Raw genomic sequence first — 24,881 nt, 5'->3', positions numbered from 1 at the left:
CAGTCGCGGCATTCTTTTTAGGCGTTGAACTTGTCTTGTAAAGGGTAAGGAGCGAGAGCCTTGCGGCGGCATCGACCGCCGGACGCTCCTCAACGAGCCCGGCGATCGCCGATAAGGCCGAGAAGAAGCGGTAGCGCACGACGAACCGTGCCGCGGGCGCGGACGGAGAAGGACAATGATGTCTCGTGCGTGTTCATGGCGGCAAGAAGTAACCGACTGGCCGCCATGATGCAAGTATCTTGATAATGAAGCCGGGCGGAAACCCTATTTTCTCAACTGGGCGGTCGCACCGGAAAGCCATTCGCTGACGACGCGCACATCATCCTTGCCGAGGCCATGGTCCGACTTGATCGAACGGGCCTCGACGCGCGCGCCATGCGAGCGCAGCATGTCCTCCAGCGCCGGCGCATAGGGCGCATAGAGCTGGTCGGCGGCGCCGGACACGGTGAGCACGCGCGCATGCGCGAGATCCGCATCGACCGAGCCGGTCAGCACCGGCATCGAGCGCAGCAGCACCGCCTGCTTGACGAGGCCCGGATAGAGCATCATCACCGAATTGATCAGGTTGGCGCCGTTCGAATAGCCGAGAAAGGTCATGCGGTTGGCGTCGAAACGGTATTTGGCCGTCGCCTGCCTGAGGAATTCGGCAAAGGCCGTGGCCTCGGAGCGGATGTCCTGCTGGTCGAAGCTGACCGGCGTCAGCCGGCGGTACCAGCGGGTCGAGCCATCCTGGACGACGCGTCCGCGCACGGCGAGAAGCACCGCATTGGGCGCGATCTTCGAGGCGAAGGAAACGAGGCTGGTCTCGTCCTGTCCCGAGCCGTGCAGCAGCACCATCGTATCGCCATTGGCGGCCTGCGGCCTGTAGATGCGATAGCGGAACGACAGGTCGTCGCGGAGCGCGCCTTCGCTCTGCGGAATGATTTCGCCCTTAACTGCCTTGTTCAAGATGCTGACACCACCCGTGGCTAGTACATTTATCGGCACAGCCTTGCCGGTGGGCTGCGGCGCGGTCTTGATCTTCTTCGGCGCGCAGGCATCGGCGGACTGGATATTATCAGTATCGGGACGCGGATCAACGTCGTCGTCGGTGACGATCGTTGCCTTGCCCGGACTGGATTTCACGGCGCAGTCATCGGTGCCGCGCGCCGAGGCCGGACCGATGGCGGCCACCGCGAGGAAGAGTCCCGCCATGAGTGCAAAGTTGAAGTGTTTACCCATAAGTTTAGCCTAGTAGTGAAAGGTTAACTAAATTTGTAAACAGCCGCGTTCGTCCACCCGCGCTCAGCCAGCTGCCATGCGTGCCGCATCCTCGCTCCCGGCGAGAATGATCCTGTATAAAGCTTGTCCCCATGTTCGCGCTTTGCGCGGAATTGCTTCGGAGAATTCGCATTGCCACGCGATTAGTCACGTGACGCTGCTTCTATGTCAACATAATTGTAACGAAATCATGACCGACTGAAATATATCGTGACGCCTGTTGCGGCTTTGCCTCAACGGCGGCCGCTTACGCAAAGGGCACTGCGGCCGTGCCGGGCGGCAGTTTCGCCTCGTCCTCCGGCTCCACATGGATGACCACTTCCAGATCGGGGATCTGCTTCATCAGCGCATCCTCGATCCGGTCGCAGATGACATGGGCATCGCCGACGGTCATGTCGGCCTCGACGACGAGATGAAATTCGATGAAGGTCATGCGGCCCGCGATGCGGGTCTTCAGATCGTGGACTTCGAGCGCGCCATTGGCATTGGCGGAGATGATGTCGCGGATGCGCATGGTCTCCTCCGTCGCCACGCCGCCATCCATCAGCCCCTGCACCGAATTGCCGATGACGCCCCAGCCCTGCACTAGGATATTGATCGCGACGATCACCGCCAGCGCCGGATCGAGCACGGTCCATCCCGTCAGCACCGCGCCGACAAGGCCGGCAAAGACGCCGACGGAGGTGACGACATCGGTGAGGATGTGCTTGCCGTCGGCCAGGAGCGCCGGCGACCGATGCCTGCGGCCCGCGCTGATGAGCAGCCAGCCCCAGACGCCATTGATGAGCGAGGCGACGCCGTTGATGGCGAGGCCGGTCCATGGCTGGTCCAGCAGGCGCGGCGCTTCCCAGGCAAGCCACACCTCGCGCAGGATCAGGATGGCGGCGAGGATGATGAGCACGCCTTCAATGACGGCGGAGAAATATTCCGCCTTGTGGTGCCCATAGGGATGATTCTGGTCCGCCGGCTTGTGGCTTACCCTGATCGCCCACCAGGCCGCCAGCGCCGCCACCACATTGACGATCGATTCCAGCGCATCGGAGTAGAGCGCCACCGACCCGGTGACGTAATAGGCGCAATATTTGAGCGCCAGTACGGCCATGCCGATGAAGATTGACCAGAATGCCAGCCGCTTGACCGTGTTCTCACCATTCATTTCAAGCACCGGACCAGACCATGCAATGCGGGCTGCCGGTCAGGCCGCCCGCTCCTTTGCCCGCCGCGGCAGATGTGCGACGACGTTCTCGATCATGCGCATACCAGCATTGGACCCGAGTGTCATGATGGATTCGGGATGAAACTGCACGGCCGCGATCGGCTCGCTCTTGTGCTCGAACGCCATGATGACGCCATCCTCGGTTTCCGCGGTGACGATGAATTCATCCGGCAGGCGCACCGGATCGGCAAAGATCGAGTGGTAGCGGCCGACGGTGACTTCCTTCGGCAGGCCGGAGAATATCCTGCCCTGCCGGGTGATGCGGATGCGCGACGGCTTGCCGTGCATGGGCACGTGCAATTGCCGCAGCGAGCCGCCATAGGCCTCCGTCAGCGCCTGCAGGCCGAGGCAGACGCCGAAGATCGGCAACTGGCGGCCCCGCGCCCGCCTGATCGTCGCCTTGCAGTCGAAATCCTCCGGCATGCCGGGCCCGGGCGACAATACGACCAGATCCGGCTTGACGCGATCGAAGATCTCGTCGGCCACGGGCGAGCGCACGGTGGTGACCGTCGCGCCGGTCTGGCGGAAGTAGTTCGCCAATGTGTGGACGAAGGAATCCTCGTGATCGACCAGCAATATGTTCAGCCCCTCGCCGACGCGGGCCACCGCGCGCTCCTGCGCCGGGATGTTGCTCTTGTGGGCGTCGCGGACGGCGGCGATCATGGCGGAAGCCTTGAGCTCGGTCTCGGCTTCCTCCTCCTCCGGCACGGAATCATAGAGCAATGTCGCCCCGGCGCGCACCTGCGCCACGCCATCCTTGATGCGGATGGTGCGCAGGGTCAGGCCCGTATTCATGTCGCCGTTGAAATTGACCATGCCGATGGCGCCGCCATACCAGGCGCGCGGGCTGCGCTCGTTCTCCTCGATGAAGCGCATCGCCCATAATTTGGGCGCGCCGGTCACCGTCACCGCCCAGGCATGCGACAGGAAGCCGTCAAAGGCGTCCATATCCTCGCGCAGGCGGCCTTCGATGTGATCGACCGTATGGATGAGCCGCGAATACATCTCGATCTGGCGCCGGCCGATGACACGCACGGAACCCGGCTCGCAGACGCGGCTCTTGTCGTTGCGGTCGACGTCGGAGCACATGGTCAGTTCCGACTCGTCCTTCTTCGAATTCAGCAGCTTTATGATCTGCTCCGCATCGGCGATGGCGTCCTCGCCGCGCTTGATCGTTCCCGAGATCGGGCAGGTCTCGATGCGCCGCCCGACGACGCGCACGAACATTTCCGGCGATGCGCCGACCAGATATTCATTGTCGCCGAGATTGATATAGAAGGAATAGGGCGACGGGTTGATCGCCTTGAGGCGGCGCGAGATGACCGAGGGCGACGTCTCGCAACGCTCATGGAAGGTCTGGCCCGGCACGACCTCGAAAAGATCGCCGCGCATGAAGCTTTCCTTCGCCTTCTTGACGAGTTCGGCATAATCGCCGGGATTATGGTCGCCGCGCCCCGGAATGGCGTAGGTCGGCTGGAATGGCCGGGTTTCGGTCGTCCTCGGCAGCCCCTCCGTCGATCGGCCCCCATAGGCATAATCGTAGCGGTCGAGCCATGCCTTCGCCGCATGGTGATCGACGACGAGTATCTCGTCCGGCAGGTAGAGCACGATGTCGCGCTGGTCGTCGGGGCGCTTCAGCTTGTATTCGATCGGATCGAACTGGAAGGCCAGATCATAGCCGAATGCGCCATAAAGCCCGAGATTTGCATCGTCCTCGGTGAAGAACAGCGCCACGATGGCCCGAAGCACGGTGAAAACCGAAGGAATGCGCGAACGCTCCTCCTCGGTGAACGGCCGCGATGGCAGGGCGATCTCCAGATCGAGCTTCACGGCGTCGGCGTTCGAAACCGTCACGTCGTCGAGATCGCTCACCACCTGGCGGATCGGCACCAGCAGCACCTCGCCGCGGCCATTGAGCGCTTCGATCGTCATGTGGCGGCCATTGGACGTTATGACCAGCGGCGGATCGACGATCGCCGTATCCCAGCGCGTATAACGGCCCGGATATTCGTAGTTCGACGAGAAGACCGCGCCGCGCCGCTCATCCAGCGCATCCACATAGCCGTCGATGGCGGTGGCGTAATCCGTCGCTGCCCGCGACCGCGTGATCGTCACCCCGCCCTTGGTGTCGAAAATCTCGACGTCACCCTCAATTCTATGCATGTTCCGTTCCTTGTTGCATTGGCTTTCGGGCATTCCGGACGGGGTCAAACAAAAAGGCCGCCCGGATTACCCGTTGCGGCCCTGTCCCTTTTACCTGCATGCAAAAGGCTTTAGCGGCCGCTTGACGCGACCCACCACCAACCATTCGAGATGATGCAGACAGTATTCATGGCCGCGATTGTTAGCCCCAGCCGGCGCCGCTTGCAACAGGAAATTTGGAAGCACCGGCCCAGAAGTGCCGTCGCGGCGCCGGGCGCCTCAGAACAGCCCTTCCACCAGCCCTTCCTCATTGAGGAATATCCGCTCCGCCGCGGGCGATTTCGGCAGGCCGGGCATGGTCATGATCTCGCCGCAGATGGCGACGACGAAACCCGCGCCCGCCGACAGGCGCACCTCGCGCACATGCACCACATGATTGACCGGAGCGCCGCGCAGTTCGGGATCGGTTGAGAACGAATATTGCGTCTTCGCCATGCAGACCGGCAGATGGCCATAGCCGGCCTCCTCCCAGCGGCGCAGCTGTTCCAGCACGCTGGCATCGGCGGCCGCCTCCGCGCCGCGATAGATGCGCTTGACGATCGTGTCGATCTTGTCGAACAGCGGCATCTCGTCCTCGTAGAGCGGCGAAAACTGCGCGCTGCCGCTCCTCGCGAGCGCCGCGACCTTGTGCGCCAGTTCCTCGATGCCCGCCGAGCCGTGCGCCCAGTGCTTGCAGACCACCGCTTCCGCGCCATGCGCGGCGACGAAGGCCTTGAGCGTCTCGATCTCGGCATCGGTATCGGCGGTGAAATGATTGATGGCAACGATGACCGGAACGCCGAACTGGCGGACGTTTTCCATGTGGCGGCCGAGATTGGCGCAGCCTGCCTTCACCGCCGCCGTGTTCTCGGCGCCGAGATCGGCCTTGGCGATGCCGCCGTGCATCTTCATGGCCCGCACCGTCGCGACGATCACCGCCGCCGCCGGCATCAGCCCGGCCTTGCGGCATTTGATGTCGAAGAATTTCTCGGCGCCGAGGTCGGCCCCGAAGCCCGCCTCGGTCACGACGAAATCCGCCAGTTTCAGCGCCGTCTTCGTCGCGACGACGGAATTGCAGCCATGGGCGATATTGGCGAAGGGACCGCCATGGACGAAGGCCGGATTGTTCTCCAGCGTCTGCACCAGATTGGGCTGCATCGCATCCTTCAGGAGCACCGCCATCGCCCTGTCCGCCCCGAGGTCGCGCGCATAGACCGGCGTCCTGTCGAAGCGGTAGCCGACGATGATCTCGCCGAGCCGGCGCTCGAGATCCTCGAGATCGGTCGCGAGGCACAGGATCGCCATGACCTCCGAGGCGACGGTGATGTCGAAGCCTGATTCGCGCGGGAAACCGTTGGAAACGCCGCCGAGCGCCGAGGCGATGCCGCGCAGGGCGCGGTCGTTCATGTCCATCACCCGCCGCCATGTGATGCGGCGCGTATCGAGATTGAGCGTGTTTCCCCAGTAGATGTGATTGTCGATCATCGCCGCCAGCAGATTGTGCGCCGCGGTGATCGCATGGAAATCGCCGGTGAAGTGAAGGTTGATGTCCTCCATCGGAATGACCTGCGCATAGCCGCCGCCTGCCGCGCCGCCCTTGGTGCCGAAACAGGGGCCGAGCGAGGCTTCGCGGATGCAGACGATGGCCTTTTCGCCGATCCGGTTCAGACCGTCGCCGAGGCCGACCGTCGTCGTCGTCTTGCCCTCGCCGGCGGGCGTCGGGCTGACGGCGGTGACGAGGATGAGCTTGCCATTGGCGCCCTGCCTGCCCTTGATGAAGCTGGCTGAAACCTTGGCCTTGTCGTGACCATAGGGAACGAGATGTTCCGGCGGTATGCCGATCCGGGCGCCGACCTCGACGATCGGCTTCTTGCTGGCGGAACGGGCGATTTCGATATCGGATTTGACACTGGCCATGGGCGTTTCTCCCTTGTGCCTGCATAGCATCGCCGGGACGGTTTGGGGATAGCGCGCGATAACTATCCCCAAACGAGGGTTATTCGCCGATGGCGATCAGGCTGGCATTGCCCCCTGCCGCCGCCGTATTGACCGAAACGACCTGTTCGAGGGCAAAGCGGCCGAGATAGGACGGACCGCCCGCCTTCGGGCCGGTGCCGGAAAGGCCGGAGCCGCCGAAGGGCTGGGTGCCGACCACCGCGCCGATCGTGTTGCGGTTGACGTAGACATTGCCGACATCGAGGCGATCGACGACCTTGGCCACCGTCGCTTCGATGCGCGTATGCAGGCCGAAGGTCAGCCCGTAGCCGGTCGAGGCGATCTGGTCGAGCACCTTGTCGAGGTCCCTGGCCTTCCAGCGCACCACATGCAGCACGGGGCCGAACACCTCCCGCGTCAGCGCCTGCGGCCCGTCGAGCTCGACGATATGCGGCCCGAAGAACAGCCCGCCCTCCGGCGCATCGCCGGCAAAGCGCACCTTCTGCGTCTTGCGCATCTCGGCGATATGGACGGACAGCATGTCGTGCTGGTCCTGGTCGATGATGGGCCCGACATCGGTGGAGGGCAGCGACGGATCGCCAAGCACCAGTTCCCGCGCCGCGCCTTCGATCATCGCCAGCATGTTGTCGGCGATATCGTCCTGCAGGTAGAGGATGCGCAGCGCCGAGCAGCGCTGGCCGGCCGAGCGGAAGGCGGACATGACGACATCGTCCGTCACCTGCTCGGACAGCGCCGTCGCATCGACGATCATGGCATTGAGGCCGCCGGTCTCGGCGATCAGCGGAACGATGGGCCCCTTCTTGGCGGCGAGGGCGCGATTTATGGCCCAGGCCGTATCCGTCGAACCGGTGAAGGCGACGCCGGCGATTGCCGGATGGGAGGTCAGCGCGGCGCCGACGGCGCCATCGCCCGGCACATAGAGCAGCGCATCGGCAGGAACGCCGGCCTCATGCAGCAGGCGGACCGCCTCGAAGGCGACGAGCGGCGTCTGTTCGGCCGGCTTGGCGACGACCGTGTTTCCGGCTGCGAGCGCCGCGCTCACCTGGCCGAGGAAGATCGCCAGCGGGAAGTTCCACGGGCTGATGCAGACGAAGGTGCCACGCCCGCGATGACGCAGCTTGTTCTCCTCGCCCGTCGGCCCCGGCATGGTCTTGTCCGAACCGAACTTGCGCCGCGCCTCGGCGGCATAATAGCGGCAGAAATCCACCGCCTCGCGTATCTCGGCAATGCCGTCGTCCAGCGTCTTGCCGGCCTCGCGCGAGAGCAGGTCGAGGAAGAGATCGCGCCGCTCCTCGAGCAGCTCCGCCGCCCGCTCCAGCGCCCTGGAACGCGTATCCACCGGAAGCCGGGACCAGCTGGCGAAGCCGGCACGGCCGACATCGACGGCCATTGCCGCCTCTTCGGCGGTGGCCGGGACCACCGTGCCGACGAGCGAACCATCGACCGGGGAAACCACGTCCTGCCTGGCCCCGCCTGCCCGCAGCTTCGGAACGAGCGGCAAAGCCCCGACCGGGCGGGAGGCCTTCTCGATGCCATGCAAAAGTGCCGCGAGTTCCTTCCTGTCGCCGAGTTCGACACCGGCGGAATTCACGCGCTTGCCATAGAGCTTCAGCGGCAGCGGAATATCCGGATGGCGGTAGCCGCGGCCATCATTGAGCTTTTCCGCCGGGCGGACCAGCAGGTCGGCGATGGGCACGCCGCTATCGCCCACCACGGAGACGAAGGAGGAATTCGCGCCGTTTTCCAGGAGCCGGCGCACGAGATAGGCCAGGAGATCGCGATAGCCGCCCACCGGCGCATAGATGCGGCAGGCGATCCTGTCGTCCCGCTCGGTGATCTGCTTGTAGAGGCTTTCGCCCATGCCATGCAGGCGCTGGAACTCGAAGCCGCTCTTGTCCGCCCCGGCCATTTCGAGGATCATCGCCACCGTCAGCGCATTATGCGTCGCGAATTGCGGAAACAGCCGCGGCCTTGCCTCCAGCAGGCGGCGGGCGCAGGCAAGATAGGACGCATCCGTCGCCGGCTTGCGGGTGAAGACAGGATAATCGGCAAGGCCGCGCTCCTGCGCGCGCTTCACCTCCGTATCCCAATAGGCGCCCTTGACCAGGCGGACCATCATGCGGCGGCCAAGACGGCCGCACAGCCGGTCCACATGCTCGATCACCTGCAGCGCGCGCTTCTGGTAGGCCTGGATGGCGAGGCCGAACCCATCCCAGCCATCGAGCGAGGGATCGGCGAAAACGCGGTCGATCACGTCGAGCGACAGTTCCAGCCGGTCGGCCTCCTCGGCATCGACGGTGAAATTGAGATCGTAGGATTTCGCCTTCTGGGCCAGCGCCAGCAGGTCCGGCACGAGTTCCGCCATGACCTGCGCATGATGCGTGGCGAGATAGCGCGGATGCAGGGCGGAGAGCTTCACCGAGATGCCCATCCGGTCGGGCAGCTTCTTGTTGCCGGTGACGCGGCCGATGGCATCGATGGCGTCGGAATAGGATTTGAAGTAGCTGGCGGCATCCTTGCGGGTGCGCGCGCCCTCGCCCAGCATGTCGAAGGAATGGCGATAGCCCTTGGCCTCGTTGGTGGCGGCGCGCTTGAGCGCATCCTTGATCGTCTCGCCGAGCACGAAATGCTGGCCGAGATAGCGCATGGCCTGCTTCGTCGCGGTGCGCACCGTCGGCAGCCCGATCCGCTTGACGAGCGAGGAAACCACGCCTTCCGGCGTTTCGCCCGGCTTGATCACCTTGGCCGACAGGCCGAGCGCCCAGGCGGACGCGGACACGAACCAGGTATCGCCGCTCGGCTCGTGCTCGGACCAGTGGCCCTGCTTCAGCTTGTCCTCGATCAGCTTGTCCTGCGTCGCCGCATCCGGCACGCGCAGCAGCGCCTCGGCAAGCACCATCAGGGCAAGGCCTTCGCGGGTCGAAAGACCATATTCGCGCAGGAAATCCTCGACGCCGCCAATGCCGCTCGCTTCCTTGCGGATGGTGGCGATATATTTGCTCGCGCGCGTGTCGATCCGGCGGTTGGTTTCCTCCGGCAGCGCAATCGAATTCAGCAGATCCTCCACCAGTTTCTGGTCGTCGGGCGCATAGGGAGCTGAAAAACTGCGGTCGGCATTAAATTGTTCGGTCATCGAGCTTTTCCTGATTGATTTTTCCCATATAATCTATCTTACTTGGTTATTCTCACCAATGAACGAGAGATTATCGGGTTAAAACACTAAAAACGGGGTGCATTTTAGCGATGAAGAATCTGGATAGTCTCGATCGGCGCATCCTGCGCGAATTGCAAAAGGACGGGCGGCTTTCGAATACCGAACTGTCCGAGCGCATCAGCCTGTCGCAGACGGCGACGAACGAGCGGGTCAAGCGCCTGTCCCGCGATGGCTATATCCTTGGATATACAGCCAAACTTTCGCCGAAAAAGCTCGATCGCGCAATGCTGGTCTTCGTCGAGATCAAGCTCGATCGTACCACACCCGACGTCTTCGCGACATTCGCCGCCGCCACGCGGCGCAATCCCGACGTGATGGAGTGCCACATGGTGGCGGGCGGCTTCGACTATCTCGTCAAGGCGCGCGTCGCCGACATGGAACATTACCGCCGCTTCCTCTCCGACGCGCTGCTTTCGCTGCCGGGCGTGCGCGAGACCCACACCTATGCGGTCATGGAAGAGGTCAAGGAAAGCTCGTCGCTTCCCGTCTGACCTCACCCTGCCTGAACAAGGAGGCCGGCACCCGGTCCGGCCCCTCGCAGAACGCCTGCTACTGCTGGAGAACCTGCTTGATGTCGATCAGGTTCGAGCGGACGCGCAGGATGTAGAAGCCCATCGTGGTCAGGTGGTTCGGCAGGAGCCAGCCGCCTTCGCTGCCATTGGCGATGATCCAGGGCTGGATGCCGAGGGCCGAGCGCAGCTGGCCGTCCATGCCGTCCCACAGCGAAGTGAGGTGCTTTTCGGTCAGCACCTGGTTGAAATCCACCTGGGCGGCGTTCATCAGGCCGTAATAGGCATAGAGCTGGCCATAGGCGAACCAGAAGCGGTCGTCGGCGCGGGTGTCGAACCAGCCATTGTTGAAATTCTCCGACCGGTCCTTGAGGATGGCGGAGGTGGCGCCGATATCGTTGGCGATGCGGTCGATGAACTGGATCAGATTGTCGGCGCGGGCGTCGAAGATCGCGTTGCAGTTTTCGAGCTTGCCGTTGAAGGTGCGCAGATCGTTGACGGCGGTGCGGTAATAGGTCGGCGTCGGCGTCTTCGGGCCGAAGGGATTGAGGCCGAAATACCAGGCATCCTCGGTGAACTGGAGATTGCCGCGCGCCCGCTGCAGATCGGCGTCGATCTGCGAGGTGCCGCGAACGCGGCCGAGCGTATCGACGAGTTCGACCGCCGTGCGCCGGACGGCCGAATTGATGCCGCGCTGGAACGATGCCTTGTTGTCGAGGAACGGCGTCCTGTCCCAGTCCATGCCGAAGAAGCCGAGCTTGTAGAGCAGCATCGACGATATCCAGGCATTCTGGTTGACGTTGAAATCGGTCAGGTCGGCGGTGACCTCGACGATGGCCGAGCGCGCGCAGGCCTTGGCCGGCGTGCCAGCCGCCTGCGCCGGATCGGTCAGCGGCTCGCCCGCCGGCACGTTCTTCTCCTTGAAATTATAGGCGGCGACATAGTCCGGGTTGAAATTCGACCACAGCTGGCTGGCATAGAAGAAATAGCCATAGAGCCCCAGCCAGACGATGAGCGCCAGCCCGACCACGGCCTTGGCGATGATGCCGCGCTGGCCGTACCAGCTGCCCAGCCACAGAAACGGCCAGAGCAGGAGACCAATGACGAAGCCGATCCCCCGGCCCAGAAGGGAGAAAATCCGGCTGAAAAAGTTCACGATGGGCTCGAGCATGCTGGTTCCTCACTGGCCAAGTCCATAAGGCCGCTATGTCGGCCTCTTCTGCAATCTCAAATAGGATGTTTTGAAACCATCGACAACGACTTTGGGCGGCTTTAGACGCAGCGCCCTAGGAAGCGAGGCCATAGAGCTTCTTCCGCAGCCCATCCTTGTCCTTCAAATACATCGTCTTCAGCATGTCGACGACATGGTGCTGGTAGTTCGGGCTCCAGTTTCGATAGTCGGAATAGAAGCCCGGCTTGTTGAACACGTAGCGCGAGAGGAAGTCCCAGGGCACGAAATCGCTGATCAGCTGGTTGACCAGCCAGGCGTCCGGATGGCGCGGCAAGGCCCTGATCAGCAGGAAGCGCCGCAGCGGATCGACCTCGTTCATGTCGATGCGCCCGTTCTGCGCGAGGTCGCGTTTGGCTGCATTGAGGAAGGGCCATGTTCCGTCATGATTGATCAGGCTGGCATTGGCATGGATCCAGGTCTGCAGCCAGATGCGGTCGATCCTGCCCAGGTCGCGCTCCGGTTCCAGCGCATGGATGAGATGGCGGATGACCATCTCGCCCCGGTTTTCCAGATAGCCGGATTGCTCGATCCAGGACGCGCGCGGCAGTTCGATGCGCGACGTCACCGCCAGGAACTGGAACACCTGCTCGGCATCCTTGATGGAAATGTAGTCCACCTGCCAGGGCCGCGAACGGCGAAACCCCGGCGCCGACGGATCGCCGATGACGGTCGTCCTGTTGTCGTCCACAAAGACGTAGAGCCCGCCGAAATGGCTGGTCCAATAGGCCGAATGGCGAAACAGCACCTTGTCCGGCACCAGCGAATTCTCGCGGATATCCCCGGCCACTTTGGCGAGTTCGACCATGCGCTCCAGCATCGCATCGTCGCGCCATGCGTCCGGCTCGTCCTTGAGCCTGTCGACCAGAAGGCGCAGCTCCGCCGCCTGCCCCATGACGTTCTGGGCGGAAAGGACGCGGAATTCGACCTGGTTGATCGAAAGCAGGTCCTCGATATCGTTGACGATCGAGACGCTGTCCTCGATCTCGCCATAGATGACGTCCTTGATCGTCAGGGCATTGATGGCGCGCGCATTGCTGGTGAAGAACTCGTACATCAGCTGCGACGTATTGGAGAACTGCGTGTGCACGACCGGGAGCGATGCCTGCGCGGGCGTCAGGATGATGAAGCGCCGGTTGACGCCGTTGGGGTCGAGATAGGACGGGTCCTTCAGTTCCGCCGCCACCTGCGGCGAAAAGCCGGTCCTGTCGATATCGAAGGCTTCGAGCTTCGTCGCCGGCAGGCCGAAGGACGCCAGCGCCCTGTTGTAGCGCTCGACCAGATGCGGCTGGTCCACCCGCAGCAGCCGGCCATAAATCAGCTCGTTTTCGTAAAGCAGGTCCATCAGGCGTCCCACCGCCCCTCGGTCTTCAGCGTTTCGATCTGCTTCACCGCCCGCTCGCGCAGGCGGGCATCGCGGATCATCTTTTCCACCGCCGCATCGTCCGAACGATCGGAATAGCGGAATTCGGAATCCGCATAGCGATTGGTTTCCTGAAGCACCATTTCCATCGTGAAGGGCTGGCGCAGTTCCTCGATCATCGCCTTCTTCTCATCATAGGATTTGCGCATGAAGGTTTCCGGCCGTTCGAACCATTCGTCCGGCAGTTCGATATCCATTGCCCGCATCTTGATCGCATCCGTCACGTTCTTGATCGCCCGGCCGGTGAAGCGGGGCTCGCGCTCCTTGATCATGTGCAGATATGTGCCGATATCGGCGATGGTCTCCGGCTCGCCATGTTCGGCGATGAACCGTTCATAGACCAGCCGCATGCCCTCCTCCTGCGGCTTCGACAGGGTTTCATAGGCCGTCTGCACCGCGCGCTGGATCTGCTGCGCCTCGAAGAGCTGGTGCTCGCCCAGCGGGATCTTGTGGTTCTTGCCGGCGAGCAGCGCGAATATGTCGATGTAATCGTCGCGCGTCTGCGGCCCGTCAACCAGCCAGCGCGCTCCTGCCCGCTGGCGCAGCGCATCGTCGACATTCTCGGGATAGTTGGAAAACATGCCGAAGCTGCAATTGCCGCGCACGACGGTCGAGGCGCCGGCGAAGGCATCCATCAGCACGCCGGTGATCTCCTGCTGGCCCGACGAGGCGCGGTCGTCCGAGCGCTTTGCCGCCACCTGGTCGATGTCGTCGATGGTGCCGAAGCCGATGATGCGCGGATTGAGCACATTGGTGATGAACTGCCGGCAATTCTGGCCGGATTTGCCCTGATAGGAGGAAATCTGGTCGACGCCGAAATTCTCGTAGTGGAAGGCATAGCCCGCCACCTGGCAGTAATCGTTGAGCAGCCCGGCGATCATCTGGATCAGCGTCGTCTTGCCGGTGCCGGGCGCGCCATCGCCGATGAAGGTGAAGAGGAAGCCGCCGAGTTCGACGAAAGGATTAAGCTGCCGGTCGAAATCATAGGCCATCAGCATCTTGGCGAGCTTGAGCGACTGGTATTTGGCGATGTGATTGCCGACGACCTCTTCCGGCTTGCGGAAGGTCATGACCAGCGGCGTGCGCTTCTTCGACGGCGCGACGTCGAAGCCGTCCAGGGTGAAATCGTCGCTGTCGAGACGAAGATGTATGGATTCGAACACGCCGAGCCCCTCGAACCGCCCCTTGCGCTGCAACAGCGCCTCGATCGCCCGCGCGGCAAAGCCCTTGGCGTGGAGCAGCATGCCGGCCTCGTCCGCCGTGCCCGCTATGGCGCGGTCGAGCCCGGCGATCACGGATTTCAGCGCGTCCTGCGCCGTGTCGAAGGTGAATTCCGGCTCGGCGATGTCATTGGCGGGCTCGCCATCCGCCTCGATGAACTGCGCCAGATAGGCCGCGAGCGTGAAGGCGGCGATATAGGATGCCGCCGAGAGAAGCCGCTTGAAATGGGCCGCGTCCTCGCCTTGCAGCGGCGCGGAGGCATTGCGCGCCCGCAGGCTTTCGAAATCGCTCTGCCGCGCGAAGATGTCGGCCACCGCAAGCGCAATGGCGACGCCCCGGCGGGCGCGGAAGAGCAGCGTGTGCTGCGTGATCGACAGCATCTGGTCGTCGGGCCGCACCGACTGGATCGTCCGCGCCAGTTCCACCTCGCGCGTCTTGCGCAGGCCGCCGGTCGAAACCGTCGATACGAAGCGCCGGCCCGTCCCGGCGATCTCGGCCGGGCCCCGGCCTTCGCCCGTCTCGACGGCCACGAAGCGCGTCACGATCGATTGGGCGGTGGCGAGATGCCTGGCGATGTCCTTCTCGTCGATCGTGGTCAGGCCGATATCCATGTCATACCCCGCTGATTACCTGGCCATTCGACAATATATGCGTCTGGAAACCGGTGAAAATGGTCGATGCTTCACCGGATGCGTAGAGCGCCTGATAGGCCTCGTGCGGCACCAGTGCATGTTGCTCATAATGGCTGACGCCCTGCCGCGCCGCTTCGAGATCGTCGGTATTGATGTGGAACACCTCCTGCGAGGGTTCGGACGACCACAGCCCGCGGCGGCCGGGCTTTTCGGCGGTGGAGAACACTTCCTGCAAGGTCCAGGTGAGGAGCCAGGCATCCTCCGGCCTGCGCACCTTCGCCAATACTTCCGCCACGCGCTGATTATGTTCGGTGATCCCGGCCGTATAGAACGGCCCGAGCACGATGCGCCGCAACTGCTTCGGGTGCAGCTCCGGAAAGTCCTTGTCGAGGCTGGTGGCGATGGTGACGGGCGACAGCGAATAGGCGGAGTTCCTGGCGGCGAAATCGTCGAAGCGCCGCGCCAGTTCCGGGTTGAGCAGCCCGCCGACCGGCAAGGGTATCCTGACGTCCGTATTGAGCTTGCCGTCGCGCACCAGCGTATCGACCATGTCGCCGGACGAATCCTCGACCACGGCCATGTAGACCAGCGGCAGGTTTGACGTGCCGTCGAACGCGCCCCAATGCACGACATAATAGGGCCGGCCCGTCTTCGGATTGACCGCGACCCGGATGGTGACCGGCAGCAGGAAGGGCGAGAACACCTCGCCCTGCTGCACCGTCTCGAGATAGACCCGCTCGGCCATCGACTTCTGCAGCTCGGCCGGAAACGCCCGGTGGCGCAGGATGAAATCCGCCATCTCGGCCCGCAGGCTGTCGGCGTCAGGGATCGAGGCCAGCCGCCCGGCCGCGCCCTTCTTGTCGTTCTCGAGTTCGAGCACATTCTGGAACACCGGAAACCCGCTATCCGACCGCGAGATGCGGAAGCGTTCGGTGAAGCCGATGCGATTGCGCCAGCACTCGAACGAAGCGGTCAGCCGCTGCAGATATTCGGCGACCGTCTGCGCCACGAGATCATGCTTGTTGAGCGGGGATTCCCGATTGTTCAGGAACACCGACAACCCTTCCAGCGCGGCGCGGATAGCATCGAAATAGCGCTCCGCAGCCGTCAGTTCAGCAGACTGAGCCATGGATCAGCTCTGCACGTAGTCCGCTGAATTGTGCTTTTTCAACACTTCGGCAAAACGCCGCGAAAAGGCGTCGTCGGCCAGCTTCTTGCGGCGCTGGATGTCCTGCGAGCCGACCATGTTCTTTTCATGCATCTCGAGGAGATCGCCGATATGCTTCTGCGCCGCGGCGCCGACACCGGCCATGGTCTCCTCGGCCGCCGTGTCGACCTGGCTGCCAAGCGTATTGATCTTGTGGGCGACATCCTGCTGCGCCGCCGTCTTCAGCGAATCCTCCAGCGCCTTGTAGAGCACGATGCGCTGTTCCGTATCGATGGTCAGCTTGTTGATCAGCGTGCTCTGCGCCGCGATCTGGTTGTTGAGCGAATCGACGAAAGTCTGGAACATCGACGTGTAGCGCTCCAGCGTCTGGCTTTCGGCCAGAAGCTCCTGCTCCTTGGCCTGCCTCTCATTATATTCGGTCGCGAGCTTGGACCGCTCGCCCTCCAGCTCGGTTCGCGCGCCCTGGTCCGTCGACGAGGCGATGCGGTTTTCGATGTCGAGAAGCTGCGGATTGAGTTCCTCGATCCGCTTCTGTGTCGCCTCGAGCTCGGCGATCGTCGCCTTGCGGCGCTCGATCACGGCAGAGAGGCTGGTTTCCGAGGTCTTGTAGCGCTCGTCGAGAACGTTCTTCTGTTCGCGCAGGATGCCGACGATACGGTCGGATTTCGACAGGAGCTCCTGCAGGTTTCCGGCGAGCGACATATTGCGCACCCGGTCCGAGCGCAGCCGCTGCTGCTTCGACTTCGAGAAGATGCCGACGAATTTTTCCCAGCCGGAATAGCCCTTCATGCTTTCGAACTCGGCGCCGAACACGTTCGTGGCGTCCTCGAGGCCGATGATGAGGTCGGCGATATTGCCTTCCATCACCTTCTGCTGGCGCAGGACGTCCTCGATGCGGGCGTTCTCGATGTCGAAATCCGGCGCGCCGATGCGGGCGTCGGTCTTGGCGAATTGATCGAGCACGACGCTGGACTGGTCGATCTTCGTCCGCATCTCCTTGACCATTTGTGAGGTTTTCTCGATTTCCGAATCGAAATTCTGCAAACTCGCCATACATGTCTCCCTTTTCGCCACAAACTATCAATAGGCGCGTCAATTGCATATAGGCTGCGCCGCTGCCGCGCGAAAAGAAATACAATTATAATTTGGCTGGGCGACCCGAATCAGGGCGCTGTCATGCGCCCGGTCTCGTCTTCCCAATGCCTGCGGCAGAGCGAGACATAGACCGACTTCTCGATTGCCACCTGCGCCCCCTCGGTCAGCGCCTTGCCTTGCTGGTCGCGCCGCACGACCATCGTCGCCTTGGCGCCGCAATGGCAGATCGTGCGGATTTCCCGCAGCGTATCGGCGATGGCCAGCAATTCCGACGATCCCGGAAAGAGCTTGCCCTGGAAATCGGTGCGCAGGCCGAAGCACATGACCGGGATGTTCAACCGGTCCGCCACGCGTCCCAATTGCCATACCTGCTGCCGCGACAGGAACTGCGCCTCGTCGATGAAGACGCAGCTCAGCGGCGCCGCGGCGTTCGCTGCCTCGATCCTTGCGAACAGATCGTCTTCCTCGCGGTAGAGTTCCGCCGGGGCGCTGACGCCGAGCCGCGAGACGATCTTGCCGACGCCGTCCACCGCATAATGCGCGGCGGTGAACAACATCGTCCTCATGCCGCGCTCCTGATAGTTGTAGGAGGCCTGAAGCAGCAGTGTCGATTTGCCGGCATTCATTGCCGAATAGCTGAAATAGAGTTTTGCCATGCCCGCTTTAACCAGACTTGCCGCGCAGCTTGAACCTCGCGTCAACCGTCGCCAACAGCTTTTGTCAGAATATCAACAACTGTCGCGATTTGACGCGTTTTATGCGCGCCTATGCTTGAACACCCGGCCGATTGATGCTTGGTTCTGACAATTGAAAAATCCGGAAAACGCCGGAAGGGGAGAACCAGATGAAAATCACGTTCAAAACGACAGTCGCCCTGGCGGCGCTCCTGGCCGCGAGCCCGGCGGCCCTCGCGGCGGAACCGGAATCGTGCAAGACGGTGCGCTTTGCCGATGTCGGCTGGACCGACGTCACGGCGACGACCGCGGCAACGACCGAAGTGCTGAAGGCGCTCGGTTATTCGACCGATATCAAGGTGCTCTCCGTGCCCGTCACCTACGCCTCGCTTGGCAAGAAGGACATCGACGTCTTTCTCGGCAACTGGATGCCGACCCAGTCGGCCGACATCAAGCCCTATCTGGACAACAAGACCGTCGAGGACCTCGGCCCGAACCTGACCGGCGCGAAATACACGCTTGCCGTGCCGCAATATCTCCACGACAAGGGCCTGAAGGATTTCAAGGACATCGCCAAGTTCAAGGATGAGCTCGGCGGCAAGATCTACGGCATCGAGCCCGGCAATGACGGAAACCGGCTCATCCTCGACATGATCGCCAAGGACCAGTTCGGGCTGAAGGACTTCCAGCTGGCCGAATCGTCCGAACAGGGCATGCTCGCGCAGGTCGCCAAGGATACCAAGAGCGAGAAGCCGATCGTCTTCCTCGGCTGGGAACCCCATCCGATGAACTCCAACTTCAAGCTCGCCTATCTTTCGGGCGGCGATGACGTCTTCGGCCCGGATTTCGGCGGCGCCATCATCCACACCAATGTGCGCGCCGGCTTCACGGCCGAATGTGCCAATCTCGGCAAGTTCCTGACCAATCTCAAATTCAATCTGCAGATGGAAAACGAGATCATGGGCAAGATCCTCGACGATGGCGAGGATGCGGCGGACGCTGCCACCGACTGGCTCAAGGACAATCCGGCGATCCTCGATCAATGGCTGGCCGGCGTTACCACCTATGACGGCAAGGAAGCCCTTCCCGCCGCCAAGGAAGCTCTCGGCCTCTAACCGCCGGAGCATTCAAACTTGTCATGGGCCGCCCCGCGGGGTGGCCTTTTGATCCTATCATGCAGGGGGACAATTCGGCTTGGACTGGTTGACGGAAGACAAGATACCCGTCGGGAAGACGGCGAAGGCGCTTGTTGATTGGCTCACCACCAATTTCGCGGGCTTTTTCGACGGGCTCGCGCTCGTCATGCAGGGTTTCATCGACGCGCTGATGTTCGTGCTGAAATACCCGCACCCGTTGATCATGATCGCCATCTTCGCCGCGATCGCCTATGCCCTGCGACGCTCCATCGCCGTTTCGCTGCTGACGATCCTCGGCTTCCTCTTCATCCTCAACCAAGGCTACTGGAGCGAGACCATGGAGACGCTGACCCTTGTGCTCTCCTCCTGCATCCTGTGCATGGGCATCGGCGTGCCGATCGGCATCCTCGCCGCGCACCGGCCAAAATTCTACGCCGCGATCCGTCCCATTCTCGACCTGATGCAGACATTGCCGACTTTCGTCTATCTCATCCCGGCCATCGTCTTCTTCGGCATCGGCATGGTGCCGGGGCTGCTGGCAACGGCGATATTCGTGCTGCCGGCGCCGATCCGCCTCACCCATCTCGGCGTTTCCTCGACGCCGATCCATCTCGTCGAAGCCGGCGAGGCCTTCGGCGCCTCGTCCAGCCAATTGCTGTGGAAGATCGAACTGCCCTACGCCATGCCGCAGATTCTCGCCGGGCTGACGCAGACCATCATGCTCTCGCTCTCCATGGTGGTGATCGCCGCCCTCGTCGGCGCCGACGGCCTCGGCGTCCCGGTGGTGCGGGCGCTCAACTCGGTCAACACCGCGCTCGGCTTCGAGGCGGGCCTCGTCATCGTCGTGGTGGCGATCGTGCTCGACCGGATATTCCGCCCCGGCAAGGAGCACGACCAATGACCGCGATAACGCTCGACAACGTCTCCATCGTCTTCGGCAAGCGCACGGAGGCTTCGCTCGCCCTGGCCGACCAGGGCAGGAGCCGGACCGAGATACAGGCGGAAACCGGCCATGTGCTCGGCGTCCATGATTGCTCGCTGACCATTGCCGAGGGCGAAATACTGGTGTTGATGGGCCTGTCCGGCTCCGGCAAATCCACCTTGCTGCGGGCGATCAACCGCCTCAATCCGATTTCGCGCGGTTCCGTCGTCGTGCACAATAATGGCCGGTCCATCGATGTCGGCAAGGCCGACAAGCCGACATTGCGCGACCTGCGCAAGCGTCTGGTGTCGATGGTGTTCCAGCAGTTCGGGCTTTTGCCATGGCGGACCGTCGAGGAAAATGTCGGTTTCGGGCTCGAACTGTCGGGCGTTTCCCGTGCCGAACGCGCCGAGGCCGTCCGCCAGCAGCTTGAACTCGTCAATCTGAAGGATTGGGCGGACCGCAAGGTCGGCGAGCTTTCAGGCGGGATGCAGCAGCGCGTCGGCCTTGCCCGCGCCTTTGCCACGGGCGCGCCGATCCTTCTCATGGACGAGCCGTTCTCGGCGCTGGACCCGCTCATCCGCACCCGGCTCCAGGACGAACTTTTGAGCCTGCAGGAGCGTCTCAGGAAGACCATCGTCTTCGTCAGCCACGATCTCGACGAGGCGATGAAGATCGGCAATCGCATCGCCATCATGGAGGGCGGCCGCATCATCCAGTGCGGCACCGCGCAGGATATATTGATGCGCCCGGCCAATGAATATGTGGCGGACTTCGTCGCCAACATGAACCCGCTGGGCGTGCTGACCGCCGCCGACGTGATGGTCGAGCTCGACCGCAGCCGCGCCGGGCGGCCCTTTGCGGCGACGGCCCGGCCAGAGACGCCGATCCGCGACATCATGCAGGCGATCGCCAGGAACAGCGGCGATGTCGGCGTGGTTCACAACGGCGCTATTCTCGGGATGATCTCGGCCGACGACATCGTGCGCGGCCTGCTGAAGCACCAGAAGAACTGAGGATCACTGATCCTCGGCCTCCTCGCCAGCCCCATCGCCAGCCTCCTCGTCGGACTTGCCGGCGGGTTGCCAGCTCGTGGGCGATACCTTCTTCTGCGTGCTGGAATCGGTGAACACCCACCAGCCCGCATCCGTCTCGTCCCATTGGCCGCCGCCGGCCTTCAGGCGCTCCAGCGAGCGGTACTGCCCGATCGACTGGTTTTCCTGGCCATCCTCGTCGGTCCAGAAAATCTGGATCTTGGAGCCATCCGTGGGTGCGGTCGATATCGGCTGACGGTCGGTCATGCGTTTCCTCCTGCTTGTCTGGCGCCCGGCCCTTGCGAGGCCCGGCGCCAGAAGTGAAGGATAAACCGCGCGCTAAATCAAGCGGCAGCTTTCTTTGCGGCGATGCGCGCGCGGATGCTGTCGACGTCGGACTTCGGCGTCGCCGCGAACAGCGTCTTGGTATAGGCGTGCTGCGGGTTGGAGAAAACCTCGTCCCGCGTGCCATATTCCACGACCTCGCCGTAATACATCACCATCACCTCGTCGGCGATGTAGCGCACCACCGAAAGGTCGTGGCTGATGAACACATAGGTGAGGTTGAACTCGTCCTGCAGATCGGCCAGCAGGTTGAGCACCTGCGCCTGCACCGATAGATCGAGGGCCGAAACCGGCTCGTCGAGCACCAGCAGGCTGGGGCTGAGCATCAGTGCCCGCGCGATGGCGATGCGCTGCCGCTGCCCGCCGGAAAACATGTGCGGATAGCGATTGTAATGCTCCGGGCCGAGGCCGACCTTGACCAGCATCTGCATGGCGAGTTCGCGCCGCTCGGCAGCAGTCTTGTTGGTGTTGAGCAGCAGCGGCTCCCCGAGCACCTCGCCGATCTTCTGGCGCGGATTGAGCGAGCCATAGGGGTTCTGGAAGATGATCTGCACCTTGCGGCGCATCTCGGACGTCACCCGGTCGCGGGCGATGTTGATCGCCTTGCCGTCGATCAGGAGTTCGCCGGAGGTCTGCGGGTCAATCAGCGTCAGAATGCGGCCGAGCGTGGACTTGCCGCAGCCGCTTTCGCCGACGATGGCCAGCGTCTTGCCCTTTTCGAGCTTGAAGCTGACGCCCTTGACGGCGTGCACCGTCTTGGCCGCGCTGAACAGCCCGCCGCCGACGTGATAGTCGCGGACGATATTGCGTCCCTCGAGTACGATCTCGCTCATGATGCAGCTCCTGCGCTTTCGGCCTCGTGCTTCATGAAGTCGGCCACCGTCGACAGCCGGTCTCCCGTGGCATTTTCCGGCAATGCCGAAAGAAGCGCGCGCGTATAGGGATGTTTCGGCGATTCGAACAGCGAAAGCACGTCGGCCTCCTCCATCTTGCGCCCCTTATATTGAACGATCACCCGGTCGGCAGTTTCGGCGACGACGCCCATGTCATGGGTGATCATGATCAGCCCCATGCCATGCTTTGCCTGCAGCCCGACCAGCAGGTCGAGGATCTGCTTCTGGATGGTGACGTCGAGAGCGGTTGTCGGTTCATCCGCAATCAGCAGCTTCGGGTTGCAGGCAATGGCGATCGCGATCATGACGCGCTGGCATTGACCGCCCGACATCTGGTGCGGGAACGAGTTCAGCCTTTCTTCCGGCGAAGGAATGCCGACCAGCTTGAACAGTTCGATGGCGCGGGCGCGCCGCGCCTTCTTGTCCATCTTCATGTGCACGCGCAGCACTTCCTCGAGCTGGAAGCCGACGGTGAAACATGGATTGAGGCTGGCTATCGGCTCCTGGAAGATCATGGCGACGTCGCGGCCGATGATCTCGCGGCGCTGCCTGCCGTTCATGGCGAGCATGTCATGGCCGTCGAAGCTCATGCTGTCCGCGGTCACCGTCGCCGTCTTCGGCAGCAGGCCCATCACCGCGAGCATGGCCACGGACTTGCCGGAACCGGACTCGCCGACAATGGCGAGCACTTCGCGCGCGTCGACCGAAAGGTCGATGCCCTGCACCGCCATGAACTGGCCTGAACTCGTTTCGAAACCTACCGAGAGGTTCTTTATTTCGAGCAGCTTTGGCATGTCAGCTCCTCTTCAGTTTGGGGTCGAGGGCATCGCGCAGACCGTCGCCGACGAGGTTGATCGCAAGCACGGTGACGAGGATGGCAACGCCCGGGAGCGTCACGACCCACCACTGGCCGCTGGAGATGAATTCACGGGCATCGGCAAGCATCGTGCCCCATTCGGGCGTGGGCGGCTGCGCGCCGTAGCCGAGGAAGCCGAGGGCCGCTGCATCGAGGATGGCGTTCGAGAACGACAGGGTCGCCTGGACGATGAGCGGCGCCGTGCAGTTCGGCAGGATGGTCTTGAACATGAGCCGCAAATGGCTGGCTCCCGCCACCTTGGAGGCGATGACATAATCCCTGGTCTTTTCGGACATCACCGCCGCGCGGGTCAACCGCACGAAATGCGGCTGGAACACCAGCGCGATGGCGATCATCGCGTTGATCAGGCCCGGTCCGAGCACGGCGACCAGCACCAGCGCCAGCAGCAGCGACGGGAAGGCGAGGATGATATCCATCAGCCGCATGATCAGCGTATCGACCCAGCCGCGGAAATAACCGGCGACGACGCCGATGACGATGCCGCCGACCAGCGCGATCGAGGTCACGATGACGCCGATGAACAGCGAATAGCGTGCGCCATAGATGAGGCGGGACAGGATATCGCGGCCGACCGCATCGGTGCCGAGAAGATAGGATGCGTTGCCGCGTTCCTGCCAGACCGGCGGAAGCAGCACCGCGTCGCGATATTGATCGGCGGGGCCGTGCGGCGCGATCCACGGCGCGAGGATGGCGACGAGGACGAGCAGCAGGAAGAAGACGAGGCCGATGACGGCGCCGCGATTCTCGGAGAAGTAGTACCAGAATTCGGCGAGCCGGCGTCGGAGCGAGGAATCGGTGGACACGCCACCATGAACGGTTGTTTCTGACATGACCGTCTCCTTTCAGTGGCGAATGCGTGGGTTGATGAGACCGTAGAGCAGATCCACCACCAGATTGACGATCATGATGGTCGCCGCGATGATGAGAAGCGCTCCCTGGATGACCGCATAGTCGCGGCGGCTGACGGAATCGACCATCCATTTGCCGATGCCGGGCCAGGAGAAGATCGTCTCGGTCAGGATCGCACCGGCAAGCATCACGCCGACCTGCAGGCCGATGGTGGTGACGACCGGTATCATCGCATTGCGCAGCGCATGGACGCCGATGACGCGCAGCGGCCCGAGGCCCTTGGCCCGGGCGGTGCGCACATAATCCTCCGAAAGCACCTCGAGCATTGCCGAGCGCGTCTGGCGCGCGATGACGGCAAGCGGAATGGTGCCGAGGACGATGGTCGGCAGGATCAGATGGCTGACGGCGGACTTGAACGCGCCGGTCTCGCCGGAAAGCAGCGAGTCGATCAGCATGAAGCCGGTGACCGGCGGGAAGAAGAACATGAGCGAGATGCGGCCCGAGACCGGCGTCCATTGCAGCGTGTTCGACACCAGCATGATGAGCAGCAGGCCCCACCAGAAGATCGGCATCGAAAAGCCGATGAGCGCCGTACCCATGATCGCCTGATCGAAGAAGGAGCCGCGCTTGATGGCCGCGAAGACGCCGGCCGGAATGCCGATGATCACCGCGAAGAGGATGGCGCAGACAGACAGTTCCAGCGTCGCGGGGAAGAGCTGGAAGAACTGGTCGAGGACCGGCTGCTTGGTGACGATGGAGGTGCCGAAATCACCGCGCAGGACGCCCCAGAGATAGTCGAAATACTGGATGACGATGGGCCGGTCGAAGCCAAGATCGTGCATCAGCGCCGCATGGCGTTCCGGCGACATGACGCGCTCGCCCGAAAGCAGCGCTACCGGATCGCCCGGCAACAGGCGGATGAAGGAAAAGGCGATGATCGACACCCCGACGAAGGTCAGGAACATGACGGCCACGCGCCCCACGAAAAATTTTAGCATTGTCTACCCTCTAGCCGCTGACGTGCGGCGCTGCTTGCCCTTCGCCTTTT

20 protein-coding genes are annotated in these 24,881 nt (G+C 62.8%); 4 read left to right on the top strand and 16 right to left on the bottom strand.

Features of this window, described 5'->3' with window-relative positions; translation table 11 throughout:
* Window positions 1-264: 264 nt before the first annotated feature.
* The 5 genes from M8997_RS01200 to putA all read right to left on the bottom strand — a co-directional run bounded on the left by M8997_RS01200 (window position 265) and on the right by putA (window position 9,746).
* On the bottom strand, window positions 265-1,221 hold the full coding sequence (locus M8997_RS01200) for an alpha/beta hydrolase (protein WP_250018560.1): 957 nt from the start codon (window positions 1,219-1,221) through the stop codon (window positions 265-267).
* Window positions 1,222-1,507: 286 nt separating this feature from the next.
* Window positions 1,508-2,416 carry a cation diffusion facilitator family transporter gene (locus tag M8997_RS01195; protein WP_250018559.1) on the bottom strand — a complete coding sequence of 303 codons (909 nt, stop codon included), beginning with the start codon at window positions 2,414-2,416 and terminating at the stop codon, window positions 1,508-1,510.
* Between the two features lie 39 nt (window positions 2,417-2,455).
* A complete protein-coding gene (locus M8997_RS01190; protein ID WP_250018558.1) occupies window positions 2,456-4,639 on the bottom strand; it encodes an anthranilate synthase in 2,184 nt (727 codons plus the stop codon).
* A gap of 258 nt (window positions 4,640-4,897) precedes the next feature.
* Window positions 4,898-6,574 (bottom strand): formate--tetrahydrofolate ligase, encoded by a 1,677-nt coding sequence (locus M8997_RS01185; protein ID WP_250018557.1) that lies wholly within the window; start codon window positions 6,572-6,574, stop codon window positions 4,898-4,900.
* Between the two features lie 79 nt (window positions 6,575-6,653).
* Window positions 6,654-9,746 (bottom strand): bifunctional proline dehydrogenase/L-glutamate gamma-semialdehyde dehydrogenase PutA, encoded by a 3,093-nt coding sequence (gene putA, locus M8997_RS01180; protein ID WP_250018556.1) that lies wholly within the window; start codon window positions 9,744-9,746, stop codon window positions 6,654-6,656.
* Window positions 9,747-9,856: 110 nt separating this feature from the next.
* Between putA and M8997_RS01175 the strand changes: the two genes are divergently transcribed.
* On the top strand, window positions 9,857-10,318 hold the full coding sequence (locus tag M8997_RS01175; protein WP_250018555.1) for an Lrp/AsnC ligand binding domain-containing protein: 462 nt from the start codon (window positions 9,857-9,859) through the stop codon (window positions 10,316-10,318).
* A gap of 58 nt (window positions 10,319-10,376) precedes the next feature.
* Here M8997_RS01175 and M8997_RS01170 read toward each other — a convergent pair whose 3' ends face one another.
* The 6 genes from M8997_RS01170 to M8997_RS01145 form a co-directional block, all read right to left on the bottom strand.
* On the bottom strand, window positions 10,377-11,507 hold the full coding sequence (locus M8997_RS01170; RefSeq protein ID WP_250018554.1) for a DUF2333 family protein: 1,131 nt from the start codon (window positions 11,505-11,507) through the stop codon (window positions 10,377-10,379).
* A gap of 115 nt (window positions 11,508-11,622) precedes the next feature.
* Window positions 11,623-12,909, bottom strand: coding sequence for a DUF6638 family protein (locus M8997_RS01165; RefSeq protein ID WP_250018553.1), 1,287 nt, complete (start codon window positions 12,907-12,909; stop codon window positions 11,623-11,625).
* Entirely contained in the window at window positions 12,909-14,819 is a 1,911-nt protein-coding gene (locus M8997_RS01160; RefSeq protein WP_250018552.1) for an ATP-binding protein, read from the bottom strand. The genes M8997_RS01165 and M8997_RS01160 overlap by 1 nt, the downstream gene beginning before the upstream one ends.
* A 1-nt stretch (window position 14,820) precedes the next feature.
* Window positions 14,821-15,969, bottom strand: coding sequence for a hypothetical protein (locus M8997_RS01155; protein ID WP_250018551.1), 1,149 nt, complete (start codon window positions 15,967-15,969; stop codon window positions 14,821-14,823).
* A 3-nt stretch (window positions 15,970-15,972) separates the two neighbouring features.
* On the bottom strand, window positions 15,973-17,061 hold the full coding sequence (locus M8997_RS01150) for a hypothetical protein (protein ID WP_250018550.1): 1,089 nt from the start codon (window positions 17,059-17,061) through the stop codon (window positions 15,973-15,975).
* A 110-nt stretch (window positions 17,062-17,171) separates the two neighbouring features.
* A complete protein-coding gene (locus M8997_RS01145; protein WP_250018549.1) occupies window positions 17,172-17,759 on the bottom strand; it encodes a thymidine kinase in 588 nt (195 codons plus the stop codon).
* Between the two features lie 188 nt (window positions 17,760-17,947).
* On the opposite strand from M8997_RS01145, the gene M8997_RS01140 reads away from it, so the two are divergent.
* The 3 genes from M8997_RS01140 to choV all read left to right on the top strand — a co-directional run bounded on the left by M8997_RS01140 (window position 17,948) and on the right by choV (window position 20,851).
* Window positions 17,948-18,892, top strand: a complete 945-nt coding sequence (locus tag M8997_RS01140) for a choline ABC transporter substrate-binding protein (protein WP_250018548.1) — start codon at window positions 17,948-17,950, stop codon at window positions 18,890-18,892.
* Between the two features lie 79 nt (window positions 18,893-18,971).
* Window positions 18,972-19,814 carry a choline ABC transporter permease subunit gene (gene choW, locus M8997_RS01135; RefSeq protein WP_250018547.1) on the top strand — a complete coding sequence of 281 codons (843 nt, stop codon included), beginning with the start codon at window positions 18,972-18,974 and terminating at the stop codon, window positions 19,812-19,814.
* A complete protein-coding gene (gene choV / locus M8997_RS01130; protein WP_250018546.1) occupies window positions 19,811-20,851 on the top strand; it encodes a choline ABC transporter ATP-binding protein in 1,041 nt (346 codons plus the stop codon). The genes choW and choV overlap by 4 nt, the downstream gene beginning before the upstream one ends.
* 3 nt (window positions 20,852-20,854) lie before the next feature.
* On the opposite strand, the gene M8997_RS01125 is transcribed toward choV, so the two are convergent.
* The 5 genes from M8997_RS01125 to M8997_RS01105 form a co-directional block, all read right to left on the bottom strand.
* Window positions 20,855-21,136 (bottom strand): hypothetical protein, encoded by a 282-nt coding sequence (locus M8997_RS01125; RefSeq protein ID WP_250018545.1) that lies wholly within the window; start codon window positions 21,134-21,136, stop codon window positions 20,855-20,857.
* Between the two features lie 77 nt (window positions 21,137-21,213).
* Window positions 21,214-22,047: a dipeptide ABC transporter ATP-binding protein gene (locus M8997_RS01120; protein ID WP_250018544.1), complete on the bottom strand. Its 834-nt coding sequence runs from the start codon at window positions 22,045-22,047 to the stop codon at window positions 21,214-21,216.
* Window positions 22,044-22,901: an ABC transporter ATP-binding protein gene (locus M8997_RS01115; RefSeq protein WP_250018543.1), complete on the bottom strand. Its 858-nt coding sequence runs from the start codon at window positions 22,899-22,901 to the stop codon at window positions 22,044-22,046. Before M8997_RS01115 ends, M8997_RS01120 begins: the two co-directional genes overlap by 4 nt.
* Before the next feature lies 1 nt (window position 22,902).
* Window positions 22,903-23,814, bottom strand: a complete 912-nt coding sequence (locus M8997_RS01110; RefSeq protein WP_250018542.1) for an ABC transporter permease subunit — start codon at window positions 23,812-23,814, stop codon at window positions 22,903-22,905.
* A 12-nt stretch (window positions 23,815-23,826) separates the two neighbouring features.
* Window positions 23,827-24,831: an ABC transporter permease subunit gene (locus M8997_RS01105; RefSeq protein ID WP_250018541.1), complete on the bottom strand. Its 1,005-nt coding sequence runs from the start codon at window positions 24,829-24,831 to the stop codon at window positions 23,827-23,829.
* Window positions 24,832-24,881 lie beyond the last annotated feature (50 nt).

The sequence above is a fragment of the Phyllobacterium sp. 21LDTY02-6 genome (genome assembly GCF_023554255.2).
In the GTDB taxonomy this organism is placed as follows: Bacteria; Pseudomonadota; Alphaproteobacteria; order Rhizobiales; family Rhizobiaceae; genus Phyllobacterium.
This window is presented reverse-complemented; position numbering and strand designations above follow the sequence as displayed.